Here is a 21,688-nt window from a genome sequence, read left to right on the forward strand (position 1 = left end):
TCCTTGGTTACGGCAATGGGGGATAGAAGGGCTTGAGCGGCCCGCCGATCTGGCTGTAGTTGTCGACCTCGCCGTGCTCGCTGTCGTACAGCTGGCGGGCCAGGCGATTGCCCGGCGCGCGCTGCAGGAACGGGATCAGCCAGGCCAGCTTGTAGGGCGCGACCTCGGCCTGCGCCTGGCCCTTGAGTTCGGGCAGTTGCGCGGGGGCCAGCAGGCTGCGCGCAGCAAAGTTGCCGAGCAGTTCCAGGGTGTGCTGATCGTCGCTGTTCCACCCCAGGCCATTGGCGCGCGCCGACTCCGCCAGCAGCACCAGTGGCACCAGCGCGTACTGGCTGTAGCTGGCGGCCAATTTGCCCCGCGCCACTTCCAGCGGCAGGTAGGCATAGCTGCCGTCTGCGCTGCGTACCGCCTGTTGCAGGCCACGGCGCAGGTTGCCGTCGGCCCAGCGGATGAAGTCGTCGCGTTGCACCAGCATGCCACTGGCGGCCACCGCCCAGGCGGCCCAGTAGTCGTGGTTGTTGAACCAGCTAAAGCCGGGCGCCTGGCGCGGCTGGTATTCGCGCATGATCAGTTCGCCCAGGCGTTCGAACCAGGCGTGTTGCGCCGCTGACAACTGCACCTGGCCATTGCTCGCAGCCTGGGTCAGCAGCAGGGTCGAGGCCATGGCCGCCACCGCCCATTTGCGCGCGGCCATGCCGGTGCTGCTGGCGTCGGGGTTGAGCAACGCGCCGGCGTGCGCCCACTGTTGCAGCCACTGGTCCTGGCAGGCCAGGGCCATGTTGGCCTCCTGCGGGGTCTTGGCGCGCTGGAAGCGCTTGCTGGCAAAGATCAGCCCGCCGATGAACTGCTTGACCTGCTTGCCGGCCGTCTCGCTGTCGGCATCGGGGCGGCTGCGCAGGGTCGACTTGCTGGCGTCGCGCTGGTCGTACTTGCTTTGCAGTTGCAGGCTGGCGGTGTAGGGCGCCGGTGCTTGCTGGGTGCACTTGAGCGTGCGGTAGTCGGCGATCATCGATGCCTGCGCGGTGGCGCGTGGCGGCCAGAGCGGCTGTACGGCCAGGGCACTGCCCAGTTGCAGGGCGGCGCATGCGCCAAGGGTGGCGACAAGCCAGGGCTTCAGAGGCATATGCGCGTGTCCACCTGGGTGGCGGCCTGGCTCGGCCTGGTTGGCTCAAGGAATACCGAGAGCAGGTTGGCCCCGGCAAATTCCCTGGCCTTGCTCAGCTCCAGGTAATACTGGCCGCCACTGACCGCTGCTTCACGGCGGAACCACACCTTGTCGCGGGCACCGTTGTCGTAATACACGATCACGTAGAAATCCTTGACGTTCTTGTCGCTGATGCGGATGTCGAGAAAACCCTGGCCGCTGCTGAGCGTCTTGCGTTGCTCGCCCGCGTTGCTGAGCAGTTCGATGCGGTCGTTGACCCGTAGTGCCGGGCGTTCCAGACGGTTGCCCAGGACGGTGGTGGCGGTGCTGCAGCCGCCGCGGATTGCCGGGATCAACTGGCGGTACATCGGTGCGGACTCCAGCTGATAGTTGGCCGGCAGTTCCCAGATGATCAGCTTGGGCGGCGCCTTGGGCTTGTAGTTCTCCGACAGCAGGTACTCCAGCAACGAGCCGTCCTGGCCGACGCCGGGCAGGGCGTAGTTGAGGATGTCGACCTCCAGGTACTGCTTGAGGTAACCATCGAAGTTGAACTGCTTGCTTTCGTCCTCGCGGGCCGCGGCATTGCTGTCGCCCACCAGGATCACCTCGGGGTCGGGGGCTTCGTCGAACAGTGCGCCGGCATCGTCGGCCACCGGGATGGTCTGGTAGCCACGCACGTACTGGAACCCGTAGTTGTTGCCGCACAGATAGGTCATGGCCAGGTTCAGGGTGCCGTCCTTGGGCACCATCACGCCTGGCTCGGTGCGGTAGTGCTTCTTGCTCAGGCCGGCATAGAACGGCTGGCGACGCACCTCGTCGGCCACCAGGCGGGCGGTGGCCTCGGCGCCAGTGGGCGTCCAGTGGTGGTCGCGGCGAAAGAAGTACTCGCCGGCCGGCGGCGTACGCACCAGTTGCATCAGGTCAGGTACCACCGCGCCGCCGTTGCGCAGTTGCTGCAGGTAGCCGGACAGGTTGCCGCTGGCGCGGCTGAAGTCGAAACCGTGCAACTGCTCGGCGTACAGCTTGTCGCGGTGCATCAGCCCGCGTGTCGGCTGGATGGCCATCGCCACATGAATGCCTTGCTGGCGAAACGCGTCCATCAGGCGGGCAAACTCCGGGCGCATGGGCGAGGGGATGCCGAATTCGTTGGTCAGGTCGACCGCCGAGCGGAACAGCCAGCGGTCCTTGCCGGGGACGATCTCGCGCATCAGCTTCATGCGCCCTTCGGCGTATTTGTGCGGGTCGCTCAAGGCCGGGCACACCATGCACTCAAGGCTGGTACAGCCGGGCCTGGCGGCCTCGCCCGCCTGGCCGGCAGGGCTGATGGCGGCGAGCAGGGCCACGAGGCCGAGGGAGATAAACGTCTTCATGCGCGGTTCCTGTGGTCAAGGCCAGCCCGGTTACTCGGTAGGGTCGATGCTGTTGGCCAGGCTCATGCTCTTGTAGCCACTGCCCTGGGGCAGCAGCACGTAGCTGTAGGAGCGGCCTTTTTTCAGAAACAGCTCGTCGAAGCGCGCCACGTTCTGCTGGTCGACGTAGGCGGCGAAGCCAATCTTGATTTCGTTGACCAGGCGGCTGCCGGTCTGGTCCTTGCCCAGGGGGTCGATCACCGAGGTCTTGCCGTCGACGGTCTTGAGCGTCACCTGGGCCGGGGTCAGGTTGTAGAACGCGATCTGGGCCTTTTTCGGTTCGTTGACGTACTTGTCGGCGATCAGCGTCAGGCCCTGGCCGTCATACACCACGGTACTGGCCGCGTTGGCCTTGAGTTGGGGCTCGATGGCCTGGCTGCCGATGGCGATCCTGTGCGCGCCGGCCGGCGTGAAGCGATAGCCGCTGAGCTGGCCGGCGGCGACTTTCTGCGGGTTGACCTTACCGCTCAAGGTCACGTCGATGCTGCGCTCGCTCAGGTTGAGCACACGCACGAAGGCCGAGTCGGCCGGGGCCACGGCGTCGTAGAGGTCGGCGTTGCTGTCGGCAGCCAGGGCGTGGGCGTGCCCAGCAGTACGGCGGTGGCGGCAATCAGGTGGCGTGGCGAACGGTTCATGGTGAGGCTCCTTAGAAGTGTTGGGTGTGGTTGAGCTGGCGCTGGCCGCTGACCCGATGGGCCAGCAGCGTGCGCAGCGGGAATTCCCACACCACGGTGTCGATTTCGGGGTTGGCCAGCTGATCGCTGGCCAGGAACTGGCCCATGGCCTCGAAGGGGCCGCGGGCCTCGACCGCGATGCTGAGCAGGTCACGGTTAAGGGCTTCCTTGAGAAACCCGACGAAGTTCCAGTCGTCGATCTTGCTGTAGCTGGTGCCCACCAGCAGCAGGCTCTGGGCCTGGTCGGCGAACAGCTCGTCGGCGCGCTGCTCGGCCTTCAGGGTCTCGTACACGCTGATGCGGCTGGCGCCGAAGCCGGGCATCAGGCGGCTCTGGTCGAACTGGATGTAGTTCATCAGGTCGCCGGTGATGGTTTTTTCCGCCACCTTGTGCGACACGTAACGCTCGTCACCCAGCAGCTCCGGGCGTTGTCGTGCCAGCTCGTAGGCGGCCAGGCGCGCGCCGTCCGGGCTCCAGTGGGTGTCGGCCTTGAGGAACAGCGCCGGCCCGCCGAGGTTGTCGAGAAATGCCGTGCGCAGGGGGGTTACCGCGATCTGACGCGCCTGCAGTTGCGCGACGAAGCGGTCATACAGGCTGATCGCGCGCGGGTCGAACGGGTGCTGGGTGTGCGCAGCGTAGATGTCCAGCTTCATGGGCAGTGGCAGCAGCACCAGGCGCTTGTGGTGCTGGCCCAACTGCGCCTGGATGGCCGCGATCTGTTCCAGCTGGCCTTGCAGGTTGGCGTCCAGGTCGTTGGGCACCCGGTATTCCTGGGCGGTATAGAGCCAGCCGTCGTTGCCCAGCACCACGCCCTTGGTGCCCTCCTGGAACAGCAGGTACTGGGCGTCGGCCCAGCCCTTTACCGATGGCTCGCGCAGGAAGAAGCGCTTGTCGTAGAGCTGCTCGAACTTGCGCAGCAGCTTGCCGTCGACAAACAGCGTCCAGGCATCGCCCTGGTTTTTCGCGAAGCTGAACACTGGCGGCAGCGAGTACACGAACATCCCTGCCAGCACCAGGCAGAACAGAATGCCGTTGACCTTGCTGGCCGAACTCATCACTGGGTACATGGCAGCCTCCTAGAACTGGAAATACAGGAAAGGGGAGAACGAATGCGCCGCCAGGCTGCTCAGCGCCAGGGCAAAGCCTGCCCACAGCAGCACCGCCTTGAGCCCGCCGACGTGGGCCATGAAGTAGTGGTCCTTGTTGCCGGCGTAGTAGCGCACGTTGTTGCGCCCGGCCAGGACCAGCCAGCACAGCGCCACGGCGACGAACGACATGGCCATTCTCGATGCACCCAGCACGTACAGTTCCAGCGAGCCCAGGCCGTTCAGGCCCAGCAACGCCTGATAGATGTCCAGGCTGTGGCGCAGGTCGTTGGTGAAGAACAGCGGCATGCTGAGGATGATCAGCAGGGCGGTGCGCAGGTTGCGGCCCAGGTGGTAGGGCGTGGTGATCTTGGTGGCCAGGTCGAATTTGCGTTCGAGCACCATGCCCAGGCCGAAGAACAGCCCCCAACAGATGAAGGCGAAGCTGGCGCCGTGCCACAGCCCCGACAGCAGCATGGTGTACACCAGCGCCGGCAGGGCACCGGCGATACGCTTGCGCACCAGCGGCAGGTAGACGTAGTCGCGCAGAAAGTGCGCCAGGGTCATGTGCCAGCGTGACCAGAATTCGGTGATGCTCTGCGACACATACGGCTGGTTGAAGTTTTCGGGGAAACGAAAGCCCATCATCAGGGCCAGGCCCAGGGCCATGTGGCTGTAGCCGGCGAAGTCGAAGTACAGCTGCAGCGTGGATACCACCAGGCCGAACCAGGCATCGCTGAACTGCAGGCTGCCTTCGCTGACGAACAGCACGTTGATGGGGGCCAGTTGGTCGGCGATCAGCACCTTCATGATGAAGCCGAGCATGAACCGGCACACCCCCAGCGAGAACAGTTCCAGCGAATGGGTGCGCTGACGCAGCTGCGGCGCCAGTTGGCTGTAGCGCAGGATGGGGCCCGCCACCAGGTGGGGAAACAGCGCGACAAAGGCCGCAAAATCAATGAAGTTGTTGGTTGGTGTGGCGTCCTTGCGGTAGATGTCGACGATGTAGCTCAAGGCATGGAACACATAGAACGAGATGCCCAGCGGCAGGAAGATCGTTTCCAGGGTGAAGGTGTTGATGCCCAGCGGCGCGAGCAGCGCCCCCAGCACCTGGGCGCCGAAGTTGGCGTACTTGAAGTAGCCCAGGGTCGACAGGTTGCCGATGATGCCGATCCACAGCAGGCGAAATGCCCAGGGTTTGTCGCCGGCGTCCAGGCGCGCCTTGATACGCAGGCCGAACCAGTAGTTCCAGTAGGTGATGCCGACGAACAGCAGCAGGAAGTCCGGGCGCCACCAGGCGTAGAAGATGTAGCTGGCGGCGACGATCACCGTCGAGCGCCACGGTGCCCGCGCCAGGAAGTACACCGCCAGGAACAGCGGCAGGTAGAGGAACAGGAACACGTTGGAGGCGAAGATCATGGCGAGGCCCGTCCTTAGTAGCTGATCACGACGCCGAAGGTCAGCTGATAGTCGTCACCGGTGTCCAGCGCATTGCCGGCATTCAGGTAACTGGCGCTGACCAGTGCGTTGACGTCCAGGTGCTTGCCGTCGATGGCCACTGGAAACATCTTCCAGTAGTAGTTGAGGTCGAGCATCTGCCCGACATGCTTGCCAGCGCTGTTGCTGCCCCGGGCGATCGCCTGGTTGCGGGTGCTGCGCTGGTCGCCATCGACACGAATCGGCAGGGTGCCGTCGGCATCGCGCAGCGTGAGTTGGGTAAGGCGAACGTCCAGGGCACTGCGGGGGGTGGGCCGGGTTTCCACGGCGAACCCGTAGTAGCTCAGGTTGCGCAGGTCGAGGCTGACGAATGAGCTGGCCAGGCGCGTGCTGTAGGACCCCTGCCGGGTAATGCGGTCGGACTGGATGCTGTTGAGGCGAAAGCCGTCGTTTTCGTCGCTCGGGGTATCGGTCAGGCCGCCACGCAGCGCCAGGCGCGGGGCCCATGGCAGGTCGTCGAAACGCTTGCCGATTTCGCCCAGGGCGGCCCAGCCGCTGGAGTCATGCCCGGTGCTGGTCAGGCCGTTGGCGTCGGTGTTGTCGACCTTGCCATCGAGCGCGGCCAGCTCCAGGTGATAGTCGCTGAACAATGGGCTGAGCTGCAGCGCGTCGCCCTTGAAGTACAGCCCGTAGCGCACGCCCTTGAAGTCGTAGCGGTCTTCGGGGGCGTGGCCGCTGTGATCATTCTCGACCATCAGGCGTGTGCCGACCCAGTTGCGCTCGCTCCAGCGGTAGGCGTATTCGCCCATCAGGTAGGTGGTGCGCTGTTCACTGTCGGCCAGGCGGTTGACGTCGCTGTTGTAGTTGTAGAACTTCTGCGCCACGGCAAAGAAGCCCTTGGCGAAGGTGTCTTTGTAGTCCAAGCGCAGCGACTCGAGGCTATCGTCCCACCAGATGCCGTAGTCGTCGGCAAAGCGCTGGCGGCCGGCCGACAGCGAGAACCGTGGGTCATCACCCAGCAGGTTGCGCTTGACGTACAGTTCGCGCAGCTCGGCGTACCAGCCTTCTGGCTGTTCGCGTTCGCGGGCGTTGGTGCTTTCGTTCTGGCTGCTGAGCGCCTGGCTGGAGTCGTAGTTGAGCCACAGGCGCCCGTACACCAGCCACTTGGCCCAGCGTTTCTGCGGTGAATACCAGGCGAACGAGGGCTCGTAGCGCAGGCTGTAGAAGCCTTCGTGGCTGCGCCCGACCTGGGAGTCTTCAGGGCCGTAGCCGGTCTGCACGGTGAGCTTGTTGAAGAACTCGGAGGTGATCAGCGGTTCGCTGCCATCGGCGCCGACGCGCACCGGCTCGTTGCTGTCGGCCTCGGAGCCGGTGACTTCTTCGGCGGCGACGGCTGTGCAAAGCGGCGCGAGTAGGAGCAGGGCGCCAAACAGGGACGGATGCGCTTTCACAGGGTGATCTCCTTGAGCAGGTCGTCGCGGGCCGCCATGGCGCGCTCGATGTCAGCCGATTTCAGGGTTTTTTCCAGGCGCTTGAGCAGCCCGCGGGCGCGGCTCTCGCCAAGGTCCAGGGCAATGCGGGCATAGGTGTAGGCCTTGACCGGGTCGTGGCACACGGCGCGGCCGCGGGAATGAATGGTGGCCATGCGGTACCAGGCGGCGGTGGCACCGCGTTCGGCCTGCTCGCGGTAGATCGCCAGGGCGCGCTCCTGGTCGGGCTGGTCGAGGCCGCCCTTGCTGTACAGCTCGCCCAGCAGCAGGTGGGCATCGCGGTAGTTGCTGGCAATCAGTTGGTTGATCAGCACCTGGGCCTTGGGCGGGTCCAGGGTCAGCCAGTTGCTGACCATGTACAGCGAGGCATTGAGGGCCTTGGCCCGGAGCGGGTCCTTGGCCTGTACCTGGGCGATCAGTGCCTGCACTTCCTCGGCGTTGTGTTCGACCGGGTTGGACATCATGAAGTTGGCCTTGGACACCAGTGCCGGTACGAAGCCGCGCTGCGCCGCATTGTCGAACCAGCGCTGTACCTCGGCCATGGCGGCGGCCTGGGCATCGGCGATGGCCTTGTCGCGGGCCTGCTGTTCGGGGCTGGGCGGCAGCTTGACGGGGGCCGGGCCCATGCCGCTGGCCAGGCGCTCATCCTGCTCGACGTCCTGGTCAGCGCGCTGCACGGCATTGATGTTGTCCAGCAGCACGCCGATGCGCTGCACGATCTCCACCGGCAGTTGCGCCATCTGCGGCTCCAGGGTGCGGGCGAACGCCGGGAACGCGCTGTCCTGGCGCTCGCCGAGGAAGCGGTAATAGCGGTCGACGCCGCGCGGGTCGACGCGCACCGCCTGCTGGTACCCGCGTTCGGCCGTGCTCCGGTCGCCCTGGCGTTCGGCGACCACCGCCTGGTACAGCTCGGGGCGGCAGTCGAGCAGGCAGCTCTGGGTGTACAGCGCCAGCAGCTGTGCGGCCTCGGCGCCTGGCACCAGGTCGGGGTATGCCAGGAACACTTCCAGTGTGGTGCTGGCATTGCGCGGGTCGAGGTTGGCCGGGTAGCGCCTCAGCGCCTGGGCCACCCAGGCCCGTTGCGACTGGCGCAGGCTGGGGTTGCGGTCGAGCAGACGCGCCAGCGAGGCCAGGGCCTGGATCTGCCCGCGGCCGTCGGCGAAGGCCTCCTGGTACAGCCGGATCACCTCCTGGCTGTTGGCGTTGTCAGTGCTGGCCAGGACATCGCCGAGCAGTTGCTTGGAGGCCAGGTCGCCGCGCGCGGCCAATGCCCGCAGGTCGTTGCTGACATCGGCGCCGGGGTCCTTGTACAGCGCATAGCGGATCTGCTCCAGGCTCTGCCCGGCAAGGGCCGGCGTACTGCAGGCGAGGGCGGTCAACAGCAGCCAGGCGGGCGTCGTCGGTTTCATCTCGGGACCCTTCAGCGCGACAGCGATGGCAAGGCCGGCAGGCCGAGGAACAGGTCCACCGCTACCGGTTTCTGGTACGCCGTCACGGGCAGCGGGCGATCCGGGCGGATGGTCAGCGCCAGGTTCTTGTTCAGCGTGTCCACGTGCGAGTCCACTACGGTGCCGCTGAAGCGTTCATCCAGGCCGAACACCTGCAGGTCCACCGAGCGGACCCGGCCGATATCAGCCAGCTTGTCGAACGGCACGTTGGCGCTGACATACAGCGGCTGGTCCTTGGGCAGCAGGTGCAGCAGCGCTGCCTGCTTGTAGCCATAGCCATCCATCGGGGCGCTGGGGAAGTACACCTGGCAGTCACATGGGCTGTTGATCACGGTTTCGATGGTGGCGCGCCCGAGCAGCGTCTGCAGGTCGCCGGGTGACAGGTCGGCAACGGCCTTCATGTCGGCCGGGCTGGTGAAGCTGGTGGCCAGCTGGGTGGAGATGCTGGCCAGCGGCTCACCGGCCTTGACCTCGGTTTGCCCCGGCTGCAGCAGGAATTTCACATAGCCGTTGTCGGGCATGCTGATGACCTGCGCGTCGCTGCTCACCTGGGCCTGCAGGGCGGGTATGCGAAAGAACAGCAGGTAGCTCTTGTAGGCCACAAACCCCAGTGCGGCCAGGCCCACGGCGCTGAACAGCAGGGTGCCGGTGAGCGCACGCAGGCGCTCGCCGCCACTGCGGGCGGTGGCGTACTTGTGCTTGCGCTCCTTGATGTAGTTTTCACGCTGCATCACGTTGAACAGGCCATTGATGTCGGCGATTTCGCCCGACAGGTAGGCACTGATGATGTAGCGCAGGATGTCGCGCTTCTGCGCATCGAGGTCGACGAACTGTGCACCGACTTCGGCACCGCGTTGCGAGACGATGCGGATCTGGCTGTCGATGCTCAGGTCGAGCTGGTTCAGGCGCAACTGGATCGAGGCGTTGTAGAGGCTGCCGATTTTCAGCGGGGCACTGTGCACCAGGCCCAGGCCACCCAGGGAAATGTCCTGCAGTGTGGTGTCAATCGGCGCCTGGCCGGCGGCGCTGAGCTTGACCCGTGCATTGAGCTTGGTACGCACGTACTGGCGCTCGTCGATCGCTTCATGGACCACGTTGGCGGCGGTCGCGCCGGGGGCTGCGGGAATGTTTGAGCTACTCATGGCAGGCGCCTTTTCCTTATCGTTGCGTGAGTTCGAGAAGTACCGAAATGGCACCGAAGAAAATCGCGATGGAAGAGCACAGCATCGCTTTCGATGACCAGCGGTTCAGGGCCTTGTCAAAGTCGACACTGCCATTGCTTAGCGTGGTTTTCTGTCGGGTCCAGCTTTGCTGTCCATGTGGAACAGTGCGTACACCTTCATCAGCGAGCCGACGATCTGGTTGTAATAGAGAACGAACGGGTACACCGGGCTGACCGGGTGCCCGGCAAACAGGAACAGCAGTGTCACCAGGCTGCGCGACAGCAGCACCCAGAACAGGTACACCAGCAGGTACTGGATACCGAACACCACGCCGGCCACCACCGAGGCGCTCAGGCCCATCAGGCAGGTCCACATCGACACGCGCTGATCAAGCAGCACGTACAGCGTGAACAGGCCCAGGCGGGCGCGGCCGAGCAGGTGGGTGGCGCGAAAGTTCTGGCGCAGCGAGTTGCCATACCAGCGAAACATCAGTTGGCGGGTGGCGCGCCAGAAGCTGTTGTCCGGCGGATGCTCCACGGTCAGGGTGTTGCTGTCGGGCACGTAGAAGGTGTCCCAGCCCGCACGCATCAGGCTCAGCCATGACGACTTGTCATCGCCGGTCAGGAACTGGAAGCGGCCCAGGCGCCAGTGTTCGAGAAAGTCGGCTTCGACATCGCGGATGAAGTCCGGGTCGGTCATCACGCTGGCGCGAAAGAACGACAGGCGCCCGGTGAGCGTCAGTACCCGGTGCGACAGCGCCATCGAGCACATGTTGATGTGCCGCTGCACGAAGCGCATCGAGTGCCACTGGCGCATCAACGGGCTGCCTTCGACTGCGCAGAATTCGTTGGTGGTCAGGCCGCCGACATTCGGCAGGTAGGCGAACAGCTTGACCGCGCGTTCGACGCAGCCGGGCAGCATCATGGTGTCGCCATCGACCACGCCGACCACCGCATCCTGCATCGGCATCTGTCGCGACAGGGCACGGAAGGCATGGGCCAGGCCGTCGCGCTTGCCGGTGCCACGGGCACGTACGATCACCAGCTTGATGTCGTCGCGGCCCACCACCTCGTTGCGCATGATGGCCTTGATGAACTGTTCGTCGCCTTTCTCCACGATCGAGGCGATCACGGTGCAGGGCACGTTCAGCCGCTGCACTTCCTGGAACACGGACTGGTAGACCTTGAACGTGGTGTGGGTGGGGATGCGAAAACTGGTGACCACCATGAACATGTGCGAGGGCAGCGCTGCGTCACCCAGCCGTTCGACCGCCCTGCGAATACGCGGAAACTTCCAGTGCAGGAAATACATGCCACGCAGGTAGTGGGCCATGGCATTACCATAGCGCCACAGGCCCAGGGCCCCGATGATGAAGATGAACTGATGGTGGCCGGGGTCCAGGTACTGCGGGGCGATCATCTGCGATGCCAGCGCGACCAGGCCGAACAGGCAGGCCCAGGCGCAGAAACTCGCGCTTGCCTGCAGGTAGCTCGGTCGACCCTGGGGTCGCGGTTGCTGTCGTTTCATGGTGCCGCTTCTCCTGTGTTCGGGCAGCGCTCGCCCGGCCGCTCACGCACATGCGCATCGCCGGCGCTGTGGGAAGCGGCGGCAAGCGGGCAGGTGAAAAACCGGGTAAACGTCTGGAGTGAAACGCCGGGGGCTCTCTTGATGGAGCCTGTGGCCTTACCAGCAGATTCCTTCGCGGGTGGCGTCGCTGGCGTGTGGCATGAAGCCGACCAGGTCGACGACCTGCTTGTCGTCATTGCCCTGCAGGGCCTGGGCGAAACGCGGGTCGTTGTTGCCCAGCACGATGATCTCGGCGCCGTTGATGACCTGGTCGAGGTCGTTGCACAGCAGTGACGAGACGTGCGGGATCTTTGACTCGATGTACTCGCGGTTGGCGCCAAACACCCGGGCGTACTCCACGTTGGCATCGAAGATGCGCAGCTCGAAGCCCTTGCCGATGAGCATCTCGGCCAGTTCCACCAGCGGGCTTTCGCGCAGATCGTCGCTGCCGGCCTTGAAACTCAGGCCCAGCAGGCCGATGCGGCGCTTGTTGAAACCGCTCACCAGGTCAAAGGCGTTCTGCACCTGGCTGCGGTTGCTGGCCATGATCGAGGCCAGCAGCGGGTGCTCGACCTCCAGCTGGCTGGCGCGGTAGGTGAGGGCGCGTACGTCCTTGGGCAGGCACGAGCCACCAAAGGCAAAGCCTGGGCGCAGGTAGTAGCGCGACAGGTTGAGCTTGTGATCCTGGCAGACCACGTCCATCACCTCGCGCCCGTCTACCCCGGACGCCTTGGCGATATTGCCGATCTCGTTGGCAAAGCTGACCTTGGTGGCATGCCAGATGTTGCAGGTGTACTTGATCATCTCTGCCACTTCGATCGACTTGCGGATCACCGGTGCATCCAGGCCCTCGTAGAGTGATTGCAGAAGATCCCCCGACAGGCTGTCGAGTTCGCCGATCACGGTCATGGCCGGGCAGTCGTAATCTTTGATGGCGGTACTTTCGCGCAGAAACTCCGGGTTGACCGCGACACCGAAATCGACGCCGGCCTTTTTCCCCGAGGCTTTCTCCAGCAGCGGGATCACCACGTTGTTCACGGTACCGGGCAGCACCGTGCTGCGCACCACCACGGTGTGCCGGCTGGCCTTGTCGCGCAGGGCGAGGCCGATCTGACGGCATACGGCTTCCATGTACACCAGGTCGAGGTCACCATTTTTCTTGCTGGGGGTGCCGACACACAGCAGTGACAGCTCGGTGTCCATCACGGCGCGTTGCACATCGGTGGTGCCGAACAGGTGGCCCTGGGTTATGGCGTCCTGCAGCAACTGTTCGAGGCCAGGTTCGACAATCGGCGATTTGCCCTGGTTGATCATGTCTATCTTGGCCGGCGAAATGTCGACACCAATGACGCGATGCCCTCGTGCCGACAGGCACCCGGCACACACTGCCCCCACGTACCCAAGCCCGAAAATACTGATGTTCATAGAGATCCCTTTTGCACTGTTCGCCTGGGCGAACCCTTGTGTAGTTGATAAATGTTCAGGCGGCAGGCGCAAACTGAAACGCGGCGAACGTTGCTGTTCGTCGGCGGCTTATCTCTCTTTTTTTCATCCTATAGGACTTATTTTTCGCTCGGCAACCGTTGCTTCTGAATTAACTTGAAAAACATAAAAATTGTTTTATGTAAGTTTAAAAATTGTTTAAAAACAATGACTTAAAGTTTATGAAAGTTGGGCGTCAAAAAATTGATATCTGTATTTTGTGAGTTTTAATGGCGCCAAAAAACGGCGATCAATTGTCTTTTTATTGTTTTCAAATAGTGGCTTATTGCCTTCAATTTGTGTGCTTAAACCTTTCCGCGTGGCGTTCGTTCTTGTTCAGGGGCGCTGCGCAACGGTGCGTGGCCTGCAATTGTCGAGGGTGGGTCATTCAAATGGACGGTATGGGTTCGCGTCTGCGCGAAGAACGGGAGCGGCTTGGGTTGACTCAGCGGGCGTTCGGCGACATCGGTGGTGTGGAGGCCAACGCGCAGGGCAAGTATGAAAGCGGCGAGCGCACGCCCAAGGCCGACTACCTGGCGGCGGTGGCAGCGTGCGGGGTGGATGCCCTGTATGTACTGCGCGGGGTGGGCACGCCCTGCGCAGCGGCTGGCCTGAGCGCCGCCGAACAGCGGCTGCTCAGTGGTTTCAGGCACCTCTCGTCGGCCGACCAGCAGGCAATCGAGCAGGTGGTGCGCAGCCTCGCCGGTGACGCTGCGGCCAAAGCGCGCGGCGCGCAGGGGCAGGCCGTGTCGCCAGCGCTGCGGGCTGAAAATTGACGTCATTGAGACGGCGTTTACCGTTAGGTGCCAAGGCAATTTTTTGCTAAGGTGGCCGGATCCAATTTCACACCGTAACGCGAGGTGGTTGCTTGATTAGGGTGCTGGTGGTCGATGACCACGATCTGGTGCGTACGGGCATTACCCGCATGCTGGCCGATATCGACGGCCTGCAAGTGGTGGGAGAAGCCGATTCCGGCGAAGCGGCACTCAAGTCGACCCGCGACCTCAAGCCCGACGTGGTCCTGATGGACGTCAAGATGCCTGGCATCGGCGGCCTGGAGGCAACCCGCAAGCTGTTGCGCAGCCATCCCGATATCAAGGTGGTGGCGGTGACCGTGTGTGAAGAAGACCCGTTCCCTACCCGGCTGTTGCAGGCCGGTGCGGCGGGCTACCTGACCAAGGGCGCAGGCCTTGGCGAAATGGTCCAGGCCATTCGCCTGGTATTTGCCGGCCAGCGCTACATCAGCCCGCAGATTGCCCAGCAGCTGGCGCTCAAGTCGTTCGAGCCACAGAACGCGTCACCGTTCGACAGCCTGTCGGAGCGCGAGATCCAGATCGCCCTGATGATCGTGGGTTGCCAGAAGGTGCAGATCATTTCCGACAAGCTGTGCTTGTCGCCGAAGACCGTTAATACGTACCGTTACCGCATCTTCGAGAAACTTTCCGTTACCAGCGATGTGGAGCTCACCTTGCTGGCCGTGCGCCACGGTATGGTCGACGCCAACCTCTGATCATGACCCCAGCGTTTGATTCAAGTGCCTTTCTGGCAACCTGCAGCGGGCGCCGGGTGTATACCGGATGTTCGACGAGGGCGCGCGCCTGCTGTACGTGGGTAAAGCGAAAAACCTGAAGAAGCGCCTGGCGAGCTACTTTCGCAAGGCCGGGCTGGCGCCCAAGACCGCCGCCCTGGTGGCGCGCATCGCGCAAGTCGAAACCACCATCACCGCCAACGAGACCGAGGCGCTGCTGCTCGAGCAGACCCTGATCAAGGAATGGCGCCCGCCGTACAACATCCTGCTGCGCGACGACAAATCCTATCCGTATGTCTTTCTCAGTGATGGCGACTACCCGCGCCTGGGCATTCATCGCGGTGCCAAGAAGGCCAAGGGCAAGTATTTCGGGCCGTACCCCAGTGCTGGCGCGATCCGCGAAAGCCTGAGCCTGCTGCAAAAGACCTTTTTTGTGCGCCAATGCGAAGACAGCTACTACGCCAATCGCACGCGGCCGTGCCTGCAGTACCAGATCAAGCGCTGCAAGGCGCCCTGTGTCGGCCTGGTCGAGCCCCAGGAGTACGCCGATGACGTGCGCCACTCGGTAATGTTCCTGGAGGGGCGCAGCCATCAGTTGACCAACGAGCTGAATGCCGACATGGAGCGCGCCGCGATGGCGCTGGAGTTCGAACGGGCTGCCGAGTTGCGAGACCAGATCGCCTTGCTGCGTCGTGTGCAGGACCAGCAGAGCATGGAGGGCGGTAGCGGCGATGTGGATGTGGTGGCTGCGTTCATCAACCCGGGCGGCGCGTGTGTGCACTTGATCAGCGTGCGCGGCGGGCGCGTGCTGGGCAGCAAGAACTTTTTTCCGCAGGTGGGTATCGAGGAAGACGTGGCCGAGGTCATGTCGGCGTTCCTTGCCCAGTACTACGTGGGCAACGCCGAGCGCGAGCTGCCCGCCGAGCTGATCGTGAACGTGGTGCATGAAGATTTCGAGGCATTGTGCGCGGCCATTGAAACCGTGCGCGGGCGCGAGCTCGCCATCAGTCATCGCGTGCGCGGCACACGCGCGCGCTGGCAACAGTTGGCGGTGACCAATGCCGAGCAGGCGCTGATGGCGCGCCTGGCCAACCGTCAGCACATGGCCGCGCGTTTCGATGCACTGGCCCAGGTGCTTAACCTGGATGAAACGCCGCAGCGCCTTGAGTGCTACGACATCAGCCATTCCAGTGGCGAGGCCACTGTGGCGTCCTGCGTGGTGTTCGGGCCCGAGGGCCCGATCAAGTCCGACTACCGGCGCTACAACATCGAGGGCGTCACCGCGGGTGATGACTATGCCGCCATGCACCAGGCGCTGACCCGGCGCTTCTCGCGCATCAAGGACGGCGAGGGCAAGCTGCCGGATGTGTTGCTGGTGGACGGTGGCAAAGGCCAGTTGAACATGGCCCGCGAAGTGATGCAGGAACTGGCGGTGCCCGACCTGATCCTGCTGGGCGTGGCCAAGGGCGCCACGCGCAAGGCCGGCTTTGAAACCCTGTACCTCAATGATGTGGCGCACGAATTCACCCTCAAGGGCGACTCGCCGGCCTTGCACCTGATCCAGCAGATCCGTGACGAGGCGCATCGGTTTGCCATTACCGGGCACCGTGCCCGGCGTGGCAAGACGCGGCGCACCTCGACGCTCGAGGGCGTGGCCGGGGTCGGCCCCAAGCGTCGTCGCGACCTGCTCAAGCACTTCGGTGGCTTGCAGGAACTGAGCCGTGCGAGCGTTGAAGAAATCGCCAAGGCGCCGGGAATTAGTAAAAAGCTTGCCGAGTCGATTTATGACAGCCTGCATAGCGAGTAGAATGCCCGCTCACCTCGCAGCCAGTTGTGCCGATGAATATCCCTAATCTGCTTACCGTATTACGTGTTCTGCTCATTCCGATCTTCATACTGTTGTTCTATGTGCCGTATCACTGGAGCTACATAGCCGCCAGCAGTGTGTTTGCCGTTGCCGCCGCCACCGACTGGCTGGACGGTTACCTTGCTCGGCGCTGGCAGCAGAGTACGCCGTTTGGCGCGTTCCTCGACCCGGTCGCGGACAAATTGATGGTGGCCGTGGCGTTGGTGCTGCTGGTGCAGGTGCATGCCAACCTGTGGCTGACATTGCCGGCAGCGGTGATCATCGGTCGTGAGATCGTGGTGTCGGCGTTGCGCGAGTGGATGGCCGAGATGGGCGCGCGTGCGCATGTGGCGGTGTCCAACCTGGGCAAGTGGAAGACCGCAGCGCAGATGCTGGCGCTGGTGATCCTGCTGGGCAACCCGCCGGTGTGGGGCTTGTGGGTCGGTTTGGGTTACGCGCTGTTGCTGGTGGCTGCCGGGTTGACCTTGTGGTCGATGGTGCACTACCTGAGGGCTGCCTGGCCGCACCTGCGTGAAGGTTCTGAAATAAAATAAACTTTTTTGAATCAAGGGGTTGACGGGGTTTTTTAATTCGCTAGAATGGCACCCATCAACACGACGCGGGAATAGCTCAGTTGGTAGAGCACGACCTTGCCAAGGTCGGGGTCGCGAGTTCGAGTCTCGTTTCCCGCTCCAAATTTGGAGCTGCAGATCGAAAGATCTGTAATTCGTCAGAGAGAAGGGCCCCTTTAAGGGGCCCTTTTTTCGTTGCGGCGACAACCTCCCACGGGGGGCCATGTCCTGGTCGCCCCCTTAATGCTGGTGGGCTTGGCCGACAAAGCTCAATGAGGTGAAGAGGTTCCTCTGCGAAACTGCAGCACCTGTCACGGGTACATCGGCCTGTGCTGCGATGATGTTCAGCCCGGCGTTGCGCACGACCACATTCGCGCGCCCACGTGCGTCAGTCTTGACGCTCTGTGCGTCGGGTAAGCCGCGGTAGTCATCAAAAAGCGCAACATCGGCGGCGGGTTTTCCATCGATGATGACCTCTACCGGCAGAAGGTTGCCAACTCCTACCTCGGTCGGATCCTTCAAAGGGCGGATGAGCATTGCCAGCTTGAGACGCTCGGGTACATGGGCATGCGGTTTCAGGATAGCCAGGCTGTACTTGTAGCTATGGCTGGAGCTGACCGCGCCAGGCACTTCAGCCATTGGCGCATTGACATACGTACCGGCTGTATCCTGGCTCCATATCCCGTTGTCGAACGCCACTGTCACCACGGCAGGCGCTGCACTCGGTTGCAACCGAGCGTGGTCATCGAGCCGCTTTACCGTGACCGGCACCGCCCCCCCTTTTTGATCGTAGGCCCACACGCCTTTGATCTTGTCGGGTGCGTAGCCCTCATCCTCGGCGCCATGCCCGTATACAACCTCAAGATGGCCGTAGCGTTGCTCTGTCCAGATTCCATGAGCGCTGGCGGATTGAACCGTCAGCGCACTGATTGCTGCTGCTAGCGAGAGTGCGAGTTTCATCGGTATTCCTGACGTGACAAGAGGCTATGCCTGGCTGATTGCGCAGGCTGTATTTTGTTAGGTTATAACATTTTTTTTGGAGCGGCAGCACGCAGAACGTTGCGTCCCACGCATCACTGCGTTGCCGTCACGCTGCATTCTCCCAGGCAAGGATCACGCATAGCCTTGACGAACTTATCTCCAGGCGAACGAGGTTTCACCATGCCGACCGACAACGTTGCACCGCCAATCACTACAACTGCACAGGGCAAGCAGCCCGCGGTCCTCTCTGGTGCGCTGGTGGCCTTGCTGGCTTTCTGCTGTGGCGCGGTGGTCGCCAACCTCTACTACGCTCAGCCGATCATCGAGCTGATCGCCCCGCACATCGGCCTGTCGAGCGCCCATGCCAGCCTTATCGTCGCGCTGACCCAACTCGGCTATGCGGCCGGCCTGCTGTTACTGGTGCCTCTGGCCGACCTCATGGAAAACCGCCGACTTGTGGTGTGCTTCACCCTCGCGGCAAGCGTGTGCCTGCTTGCGGCGGGCTTCGCCCAGTCGCCATCGCTGTTCCTGACGCTGTCACTGCTCATCGGCCTGACGTGTGTGGCGGTGCAGATCCTCGTACCACTGGCAGCACACATGGCGCCTGAAGCAAGCCGAGGACGGGTGGTCGGCAATGTCATGAGCGGCCTGCTGCTGGGTATTCTGCTGTCGCGCCCGCTTTCTAGCCTGCTGGCCCAGGCGTTCGGCTGGCGCGGCGTGTTCTTCAGTGCCGCAGGCCTGATGGCGATAATCGCCTGCGTCATGGCCGTTGCCCTGCCACGCCGCATGCCGACCCATCAGTCCTCCTATGGCGCGCTGATCCGTTCGGTGTTCAGCCTGATGCGACGTCACCCGAGCCTGCGTGAGCGCTCCTTGTTTCAAGGCTTGCTGTTCGCCAGCTTCAGCCTGTTCTGGACGATTGCGCCCATCGAGCTGATTCGCCAGCGCGGTTTCAGCCAGACACAGGTCGCCCTGTTTGCTCTGGTCGGCGCCGTGGGTGCGCTAGCGGCGCCGATTGCCGGCCGGCTGGCCGACGCCGGGCATGGCCAGCGCGGTACGCTGGTGGCGTTGCTGCTGGCGCCTGCATCCCTGCTGATAGGTGCGCTGCCAGGCAGGGGCTACCTGGGGCTGGTGGTGTGCGCGGTGCTGCTGGACTTTGCCGTGCAGCTCAACATGGTGCTCGGCCAGCGCGAGGTCTATGCCATCGATGCGCACAGCCGGGCGCGCCTGAACGCCGTGTACATGACCAGCATTTTTATCGGCGGGGCGCTGGGCTCGCTGGTGGCCAGCCCGCTGTATGAGCAGTTGGGCTGGAGCCTGTCGGCGCCTCGATGGTATCGGTTCCCGGCCTGGCGCTGGTGCTGTTTGTGGTCCGCCGCTATCGCTAGGCCTGAGTAGCCAGACCTGCAAGACAGCGGGTTTGCCCTCAGGCATAGTGGCCGGATTGATTAAGCCTGGAGTCGGCCCGTGGACAAGTTGCTGGCGCTGCAGATGTTTGTCGAGACCGTGCGCTGTGGCGGCTATTCAGCGGCAGCGCGCAAGCTTGGCCTGTCCACCTCGTCGGTGACGCGGCAGGTGGCGGGGCTGGAAAGCGAGCTGGGCGCCAGCCTGCTCAATCGCACCACGCGCAACATCAGTGTCACGCTCGCCGGGCAAGGTTACTTCGACAGGGCCGTGGCCATTATCGAGGCCATCGACGCCGCGGATGCCAGCGTTGCCGACCGTGGCGCCGAGGCGCACGGGCATCTGCGTGTCAGCGTGCCGGTGGAGTTCGGCCGACGCATCATGCCCCGCACCTGGGGCGATTGCTTGCACGTCATCCGGGCCTGCAGATCAGCCTGACGTTGAGCGACCGGGTCAGTGACTTGATCAGCGAGCGCATCGATGTCTCTGTGCGTCTCGGCTCTTCAGTGGTCAGCGATGACATCGTCGTCAGGCGGGTCGGTGGTTTTCAGCGGTGGCTGGTCGCCAGTCCCGAGTACCTGGCACGCGCCGGTACACCAGGGCGCCCGAGTGATCTGCGGGCGCATGAGTGCCTGCGGTTCGAGTATGACGCGGTGGGCCAGCACTGGACGTTTCGCCATGCTGAGCAGACCCAGCGCGTGGATGTGCAAGGGCGGCTGCAGAGCAACAACGCCGACATCCTGCGCGAGGCGGCGCTGGCTGGCGGCGGTGTGGCGCTACTGGCCGACTGGTTGGTACGCGAGGATGTGGAGCAGGGCGCGCTGACCCGCATGCTGGCGCCGTATGAGATCAATCCCGGCACCGCCAGCAGCTGTATCAACGCGCTGTACCTGCCCAACCATCGCGGCTCCAGCCGCATCAACGTGTTCATCGCGTTGCTTGAGGACATTCTCGCCCCGTCATAGGTGAAGGCACCACAACGCTCCAATCAACGCGGGTGGCATGACCAGTATTCCAAGGCGCAGAAAGTCCAGGGCCGCGACGTGTTCGCCTTCACGGCGAATGGCAACCAGCCAGAGCAACGTGGCCAGGGAGCCGGTAATCGACAGGTTGGGCCCCAGGTCGACGCCAATCATCAGCGCCGCCGTGGTGCGCGCCGGCAACTCGACAATGTGCCCGACGGAGCCTGCGATCAGGCCGGTCGGCAGATTGTTCATCAGGTTGCCGGCGATGGCCGCGACGATGCCTGCGCTCCAGCTCGCCTGGACTTCGGAGCTACGTACCAGCGTGGCCAGGCCATGCGCAAGGTGGTCGATCACCCCTGTCTGTGCCACCGCTTCGACCAGCACGAACAGCCCGGCCACCAGCGGCAGCACCCCCCAGGCCACGCCCTTGAGCACCGGCATCGGACTGCGTCGCTGGCGCAGATGGATCAACCCGGCGGTGGCAATACCGGCGCAGAAGGTGGGCAGGCCCAATGGCCTGTCCAGGGCAGACGTGGCCAGTAACAAGGCGCCGGTCAGCACGATGCCCAGTGCGCACAGGCGTGCCCCGGGCTGCAACGGTTGTACCGCGATGACCGTCGTCAGCGGCTGGCGCAGCTGCTTGCGCTGTGCCAGGCGCAGTACCAGGTAGGTCAGGCCGATGGCCGCCACTGATGGCAAGGTGAATTGTCGCAGCCACTCCAGTAACGGCGGCATCTGGCTGCCGAACACCACCAGGTTGGCCGGGTTGGAAATGGGCAGCACAAAACTTGCCGCATTGGCGATGAAGGCACAGATGAACAGGTAAGGCAGTGGCTCAGCCTTGGCTGCCTTGCACGCGGCGTACACTGCCGGGGTCAGCACCACGGCGGTGGCATCGTTGGACAGGAACACCGTGACCAGTGTCCCCACCAAAAAAACCAGGTCGAACAAGCGCTGGCCCGAGCCCCGCGCGTGTTGCACCGCATACATGGCCAGCCAGTCGAACAGCCCTTGCTGGCGTGCCAGTTCGGCCAGCACCATCATGCCGATCAGAAACAGGTACACATCGCCGCCCTTGGCGATGGCGGCCAGTGCAGTGTGCAGGGGCATGAGGCCGAGCACCGTCAGCAGTACTGCTGCGCAGACCGCCCAGACATATTCCGGTACCCGCCAGGGGCGCAGGATGACTCCGGCGGTTGCGACGGCGGCAATGCCCCAGATCAGCGAGGGTGAATCAAATGCAGGCATGCAAGGCATCCATGGGGGCGGTGTCGAAAAGCGCTCAGGTCAAACCCTGGGGCTCGATGCCTGGCATTCAATCAATCACGCGGCCACTGCTCAAGCAGAATCGAGACGAATTTCTCTGCTGCTGGCGACAGCGAAGCGCCGAGGAAATCCCGCTGACCCCCAGCGCCTCAAGCGTGCACCCGATTGCAGGGGCTGCCACGGATTTCGGGCGCTAGTGCATGCTGTGTGCGCGGAGTCTGATTTGAC

General features: G+C 63.6%; 15 protein-coding genes, 1 tRNA gene and 4 pseudogenes. 7 read left to right on the forward strand and 13 right to left on the reverse strand.

The annotated features are described in order from the left end of the window. Positions 1-7 precede the first annotated feature (7 nt). The 11 genes and pseudogenes from G3436_RS04855 to G3436_RS04900 all read right to left on the reverse strand — a co-directional run bounded on the left by G3436_RS04855 (position 8) and on the right by G3436_RS04900 (position 12,841). Entirely contained in the window at positions 8-1,123 is a 1,116-nt protein-coding gene (locus tag G3436_RS04855) for a polysaccharide lyase (protein ID WP_163941928.1), read from the reverse strand. Further along, positions 1,114-2,514, reverse strand: a complete 1,401-nt coding sequence (locus G3436_RS04860; RefSeq protein WP_163941931.1) for an alginate O-acetyltransferase AlgX-related protein — start codon at positions 2,512-2,514, stop codon at positions 1,114-1,116. Before G3436_RS04860 ends, G3436_RS04855 begins: the two co-directional genes overlap by 10 nt. Positions 2,515-2,544: 30 nt before the next feature. Further along, positions 2,545-3,090 carry an alginate O-acetyltransferase AlgF gene (locus tag G3436_RS04865; RefSeq protein ID WP_338001205.1) on the reverse strand — a complete coding sequence of 182 codons (546 nt, stop codon included), beginning with the start codon at positions 3,088-3,090 and terminating at the stop codon, positions 2,545-2,547. After that, positions 3,048-3,188: a hypothetical protein gene (locus tag G3436_RS28465; protein ID WP_338001206.1), complete on the reverse strand. Its 141-nt coding sequence runs from the start codon at positions 3,186-3,188 to the stop codon at positions 3,048-3,050. The genes G3436_RS04865 and G3436_RS28465 overlap by 43 nt, the downstream gene beginning before the upstream one ends. 11 nt (positions 3,189-3,199) lie before the next feature. Next, entirely contained in the window at positions 3,200-4,294 is a 1,095-nt protein-coding gene (locus G3436_RS04870) for an alginate O-acetyltransferase (protein WP_163941934.1), read from the reverse strand. Between the two features lie 9 nt (positions 4,295-4,303). After that, positions 4,304-5,731: an MBOAT family O-acyltransferase gene (locus G3436_RS04875; RefSeq protein ID WP_163941937.1), complete on the reverse strand. Its 1,428-nt coding sequence runs from the start codon at positions 5,729-5,731 to the stop codon at positions 4,304-4,306. Between the two features lie 14 nt (positions 5,732-5,745). Continuing rightward, a complete protein-coding gene (locus G3436_RS04880; RefSeq protein ID WP_163941940.1) occupies positions 5,746-7,200 on the reverse strand; it encodes an alginate export family protein in 1,455 nt (484 codons plus the stop codon). Beyond that, on the reverse strand, positions 7,197-8,648 hold the full coding sequence (locus G3436_RS04885) for a sel1 repeat family protein (protein WP_163941943.1): 1,452 nt from the start codon (positions 8,646-8,648) through the stop codon (positions 7,197-7,199). Before G3436_RS04885 ends, G3436_RS04880 begins: the two co-directional genes overlap by 4 nt. An 11-nt stretch (positions 8,649-8,659) precedes the next feature. Next, complete coding sequence (locus G3436_RS04890; protein WP_163941946.1) at positions 8,660-9,829, reverse strand: PilZ domain-containing protein; 1,170 nt, start codon at positions 9,827-9,829, stop codon at positions 8,660-8,662. Between the two features lie 16 nt (positions 9,830-9,845). Continuing rightward, positions 9,846-11,377: pseudogene (locus G3436_RS04895) on the reverse strand (glycosyltransferase). Positions 11,378-11,533: 156 nt separating this feature from the next. Continuing rightward, entirely contained in the window at positions 11,534-12,841 is a 1,308-nt protein-coding gene (locus G3436_RS04900) for a nucleotide sugar dehydrogenase (protein ID WP_163941951.1), read from the reverse strand. A 449-nt stretch (positions 12,842-13,290) separates the two neighbouring features. Here G3436_RS04900 and G3436_RS04905 point away from each other — a divergent pair, with 449 nt between their 5' ends. The 5 genes and pseudogenes from G3436_RS04905 to G3436_RS04925 all read left to right on the forward strand — a co-directional run bounded on the left by G3436_RS04905 (position 13,291) and on the right by G3436_RS04925 (position 16,967). Beyond that, positions 13,291-13,674 (forward strand): helix-turn-helix domain-containing protein, encoded by a 384-nt coding sequence (locus tag G3436_RS04905; protein WP_163941954.1) that lies wholly within the window; start codon positions 13,291-13,293, stop codon positions 13,672-13,674. 92 nt (positions 13,675-13,766) lie between these two features. Continuing rightward, positions 13,767-14,408, forward strand: coding sequence for a response regulator transcription factor GacA (gene gacA / locus G3436_RS04910; protein ID WP_163941957.1), 642 nt, complete (start codon positions 13,767-13,769; stop codon positions 14,406-14,408). 2 nt (positions 14,409-14,410) lie between these two features. Then, positions 14,411-16,233 (forward strand): annotated as a pseudogene (gene uvrC, locus G3436_RS04915) (excinuclease ABC subunit UvrC). A gap of 32 nt (positions 16,234-16,265) precedes the next feature. Then, on the forward strand, positions 16,266-16,826 hold the full coding sequence (pgsA, locus tag G3436_RS04920) for a CDP-diacylglycerol--glycerol-3-phosphate 3-phosphatidyltransferase (RefSeq protein WP_163941961.1): 561 nt from the start codon (positions 16,266-16,268) through the stop codon (positions 16,824-16,826). Between the two features lie 65 nt (positions 16,827-16,891). Next, a tRNA-Gly gene (locus G3436_RS04925) sits at positions 16,892-16,967 on the forward strand. Positions 16,968-17,084: 117 nt separating this feature from the next. Here the strand turns inward: G3436_RS04925 and G3436_RS04930 are convergent. Then, positions 17,085-17,804 (reverse strand): DUF4198 domain-containing protein, encoded by a 720-nt coding sequence (locus tag G3436_RS04930; protein WP_163941965.1) that lies wholly within the window; start codon positions 17,802-17,804, stop codon positions 17,085-17,087. A 201-nt stretch (positions 17,805-18,005) separates the two neighbouring features. Here G3436_RS04930 and G3436_RS04935 point away from each other — a divergent pair. Beyond that, a pseudogene (locus G3436_RS04935) lies at positions 18,006-19,213 on the forward strand (MFS transporter). Positions 19,214-19,292: 79 nt separating this feature from the next. After that, a pseudogene (locus G3436_RS04940) lies at positions 19,293-20,194 on the forward strand (LysR family transcriptional regulator). On the opposite strand, the gene G3436_RS04945 reads toward G3436_RS04940, so the two are convergent. Beyond that, positions 20,189-21,442 carry an arsenic transporter gene (locus tag G3436_RS04945; protein ID WP_163941968.1) on the reverse strand — a complete coding sequence of 418 codons (1,254 nt, stop codon included), beginning with the start codon at positions 21,440-21,442 and terminating at the stop codon, positions 20,189-20,191. The pseudogene G3436_RS04940 and the gene G3436_RS04945 sit on opposite strands and share 6 nt — an antisense overlap. Positions 21,443-21,688 lie beyond the last annotated feature (246 nt).

Origin of the sequence: Pseudomonas brassicae (genome assembly GCF_010671725.1) — a bacterium.
In the GTDB taxonomy this organism is placed as follows: Bacteria; Pseudomonadota; Gammaproteobacteria; order Pseudomonadales; family Pseudomonadaceae; genus Aquipseudomonas; species Aquipseudomonas brassicae.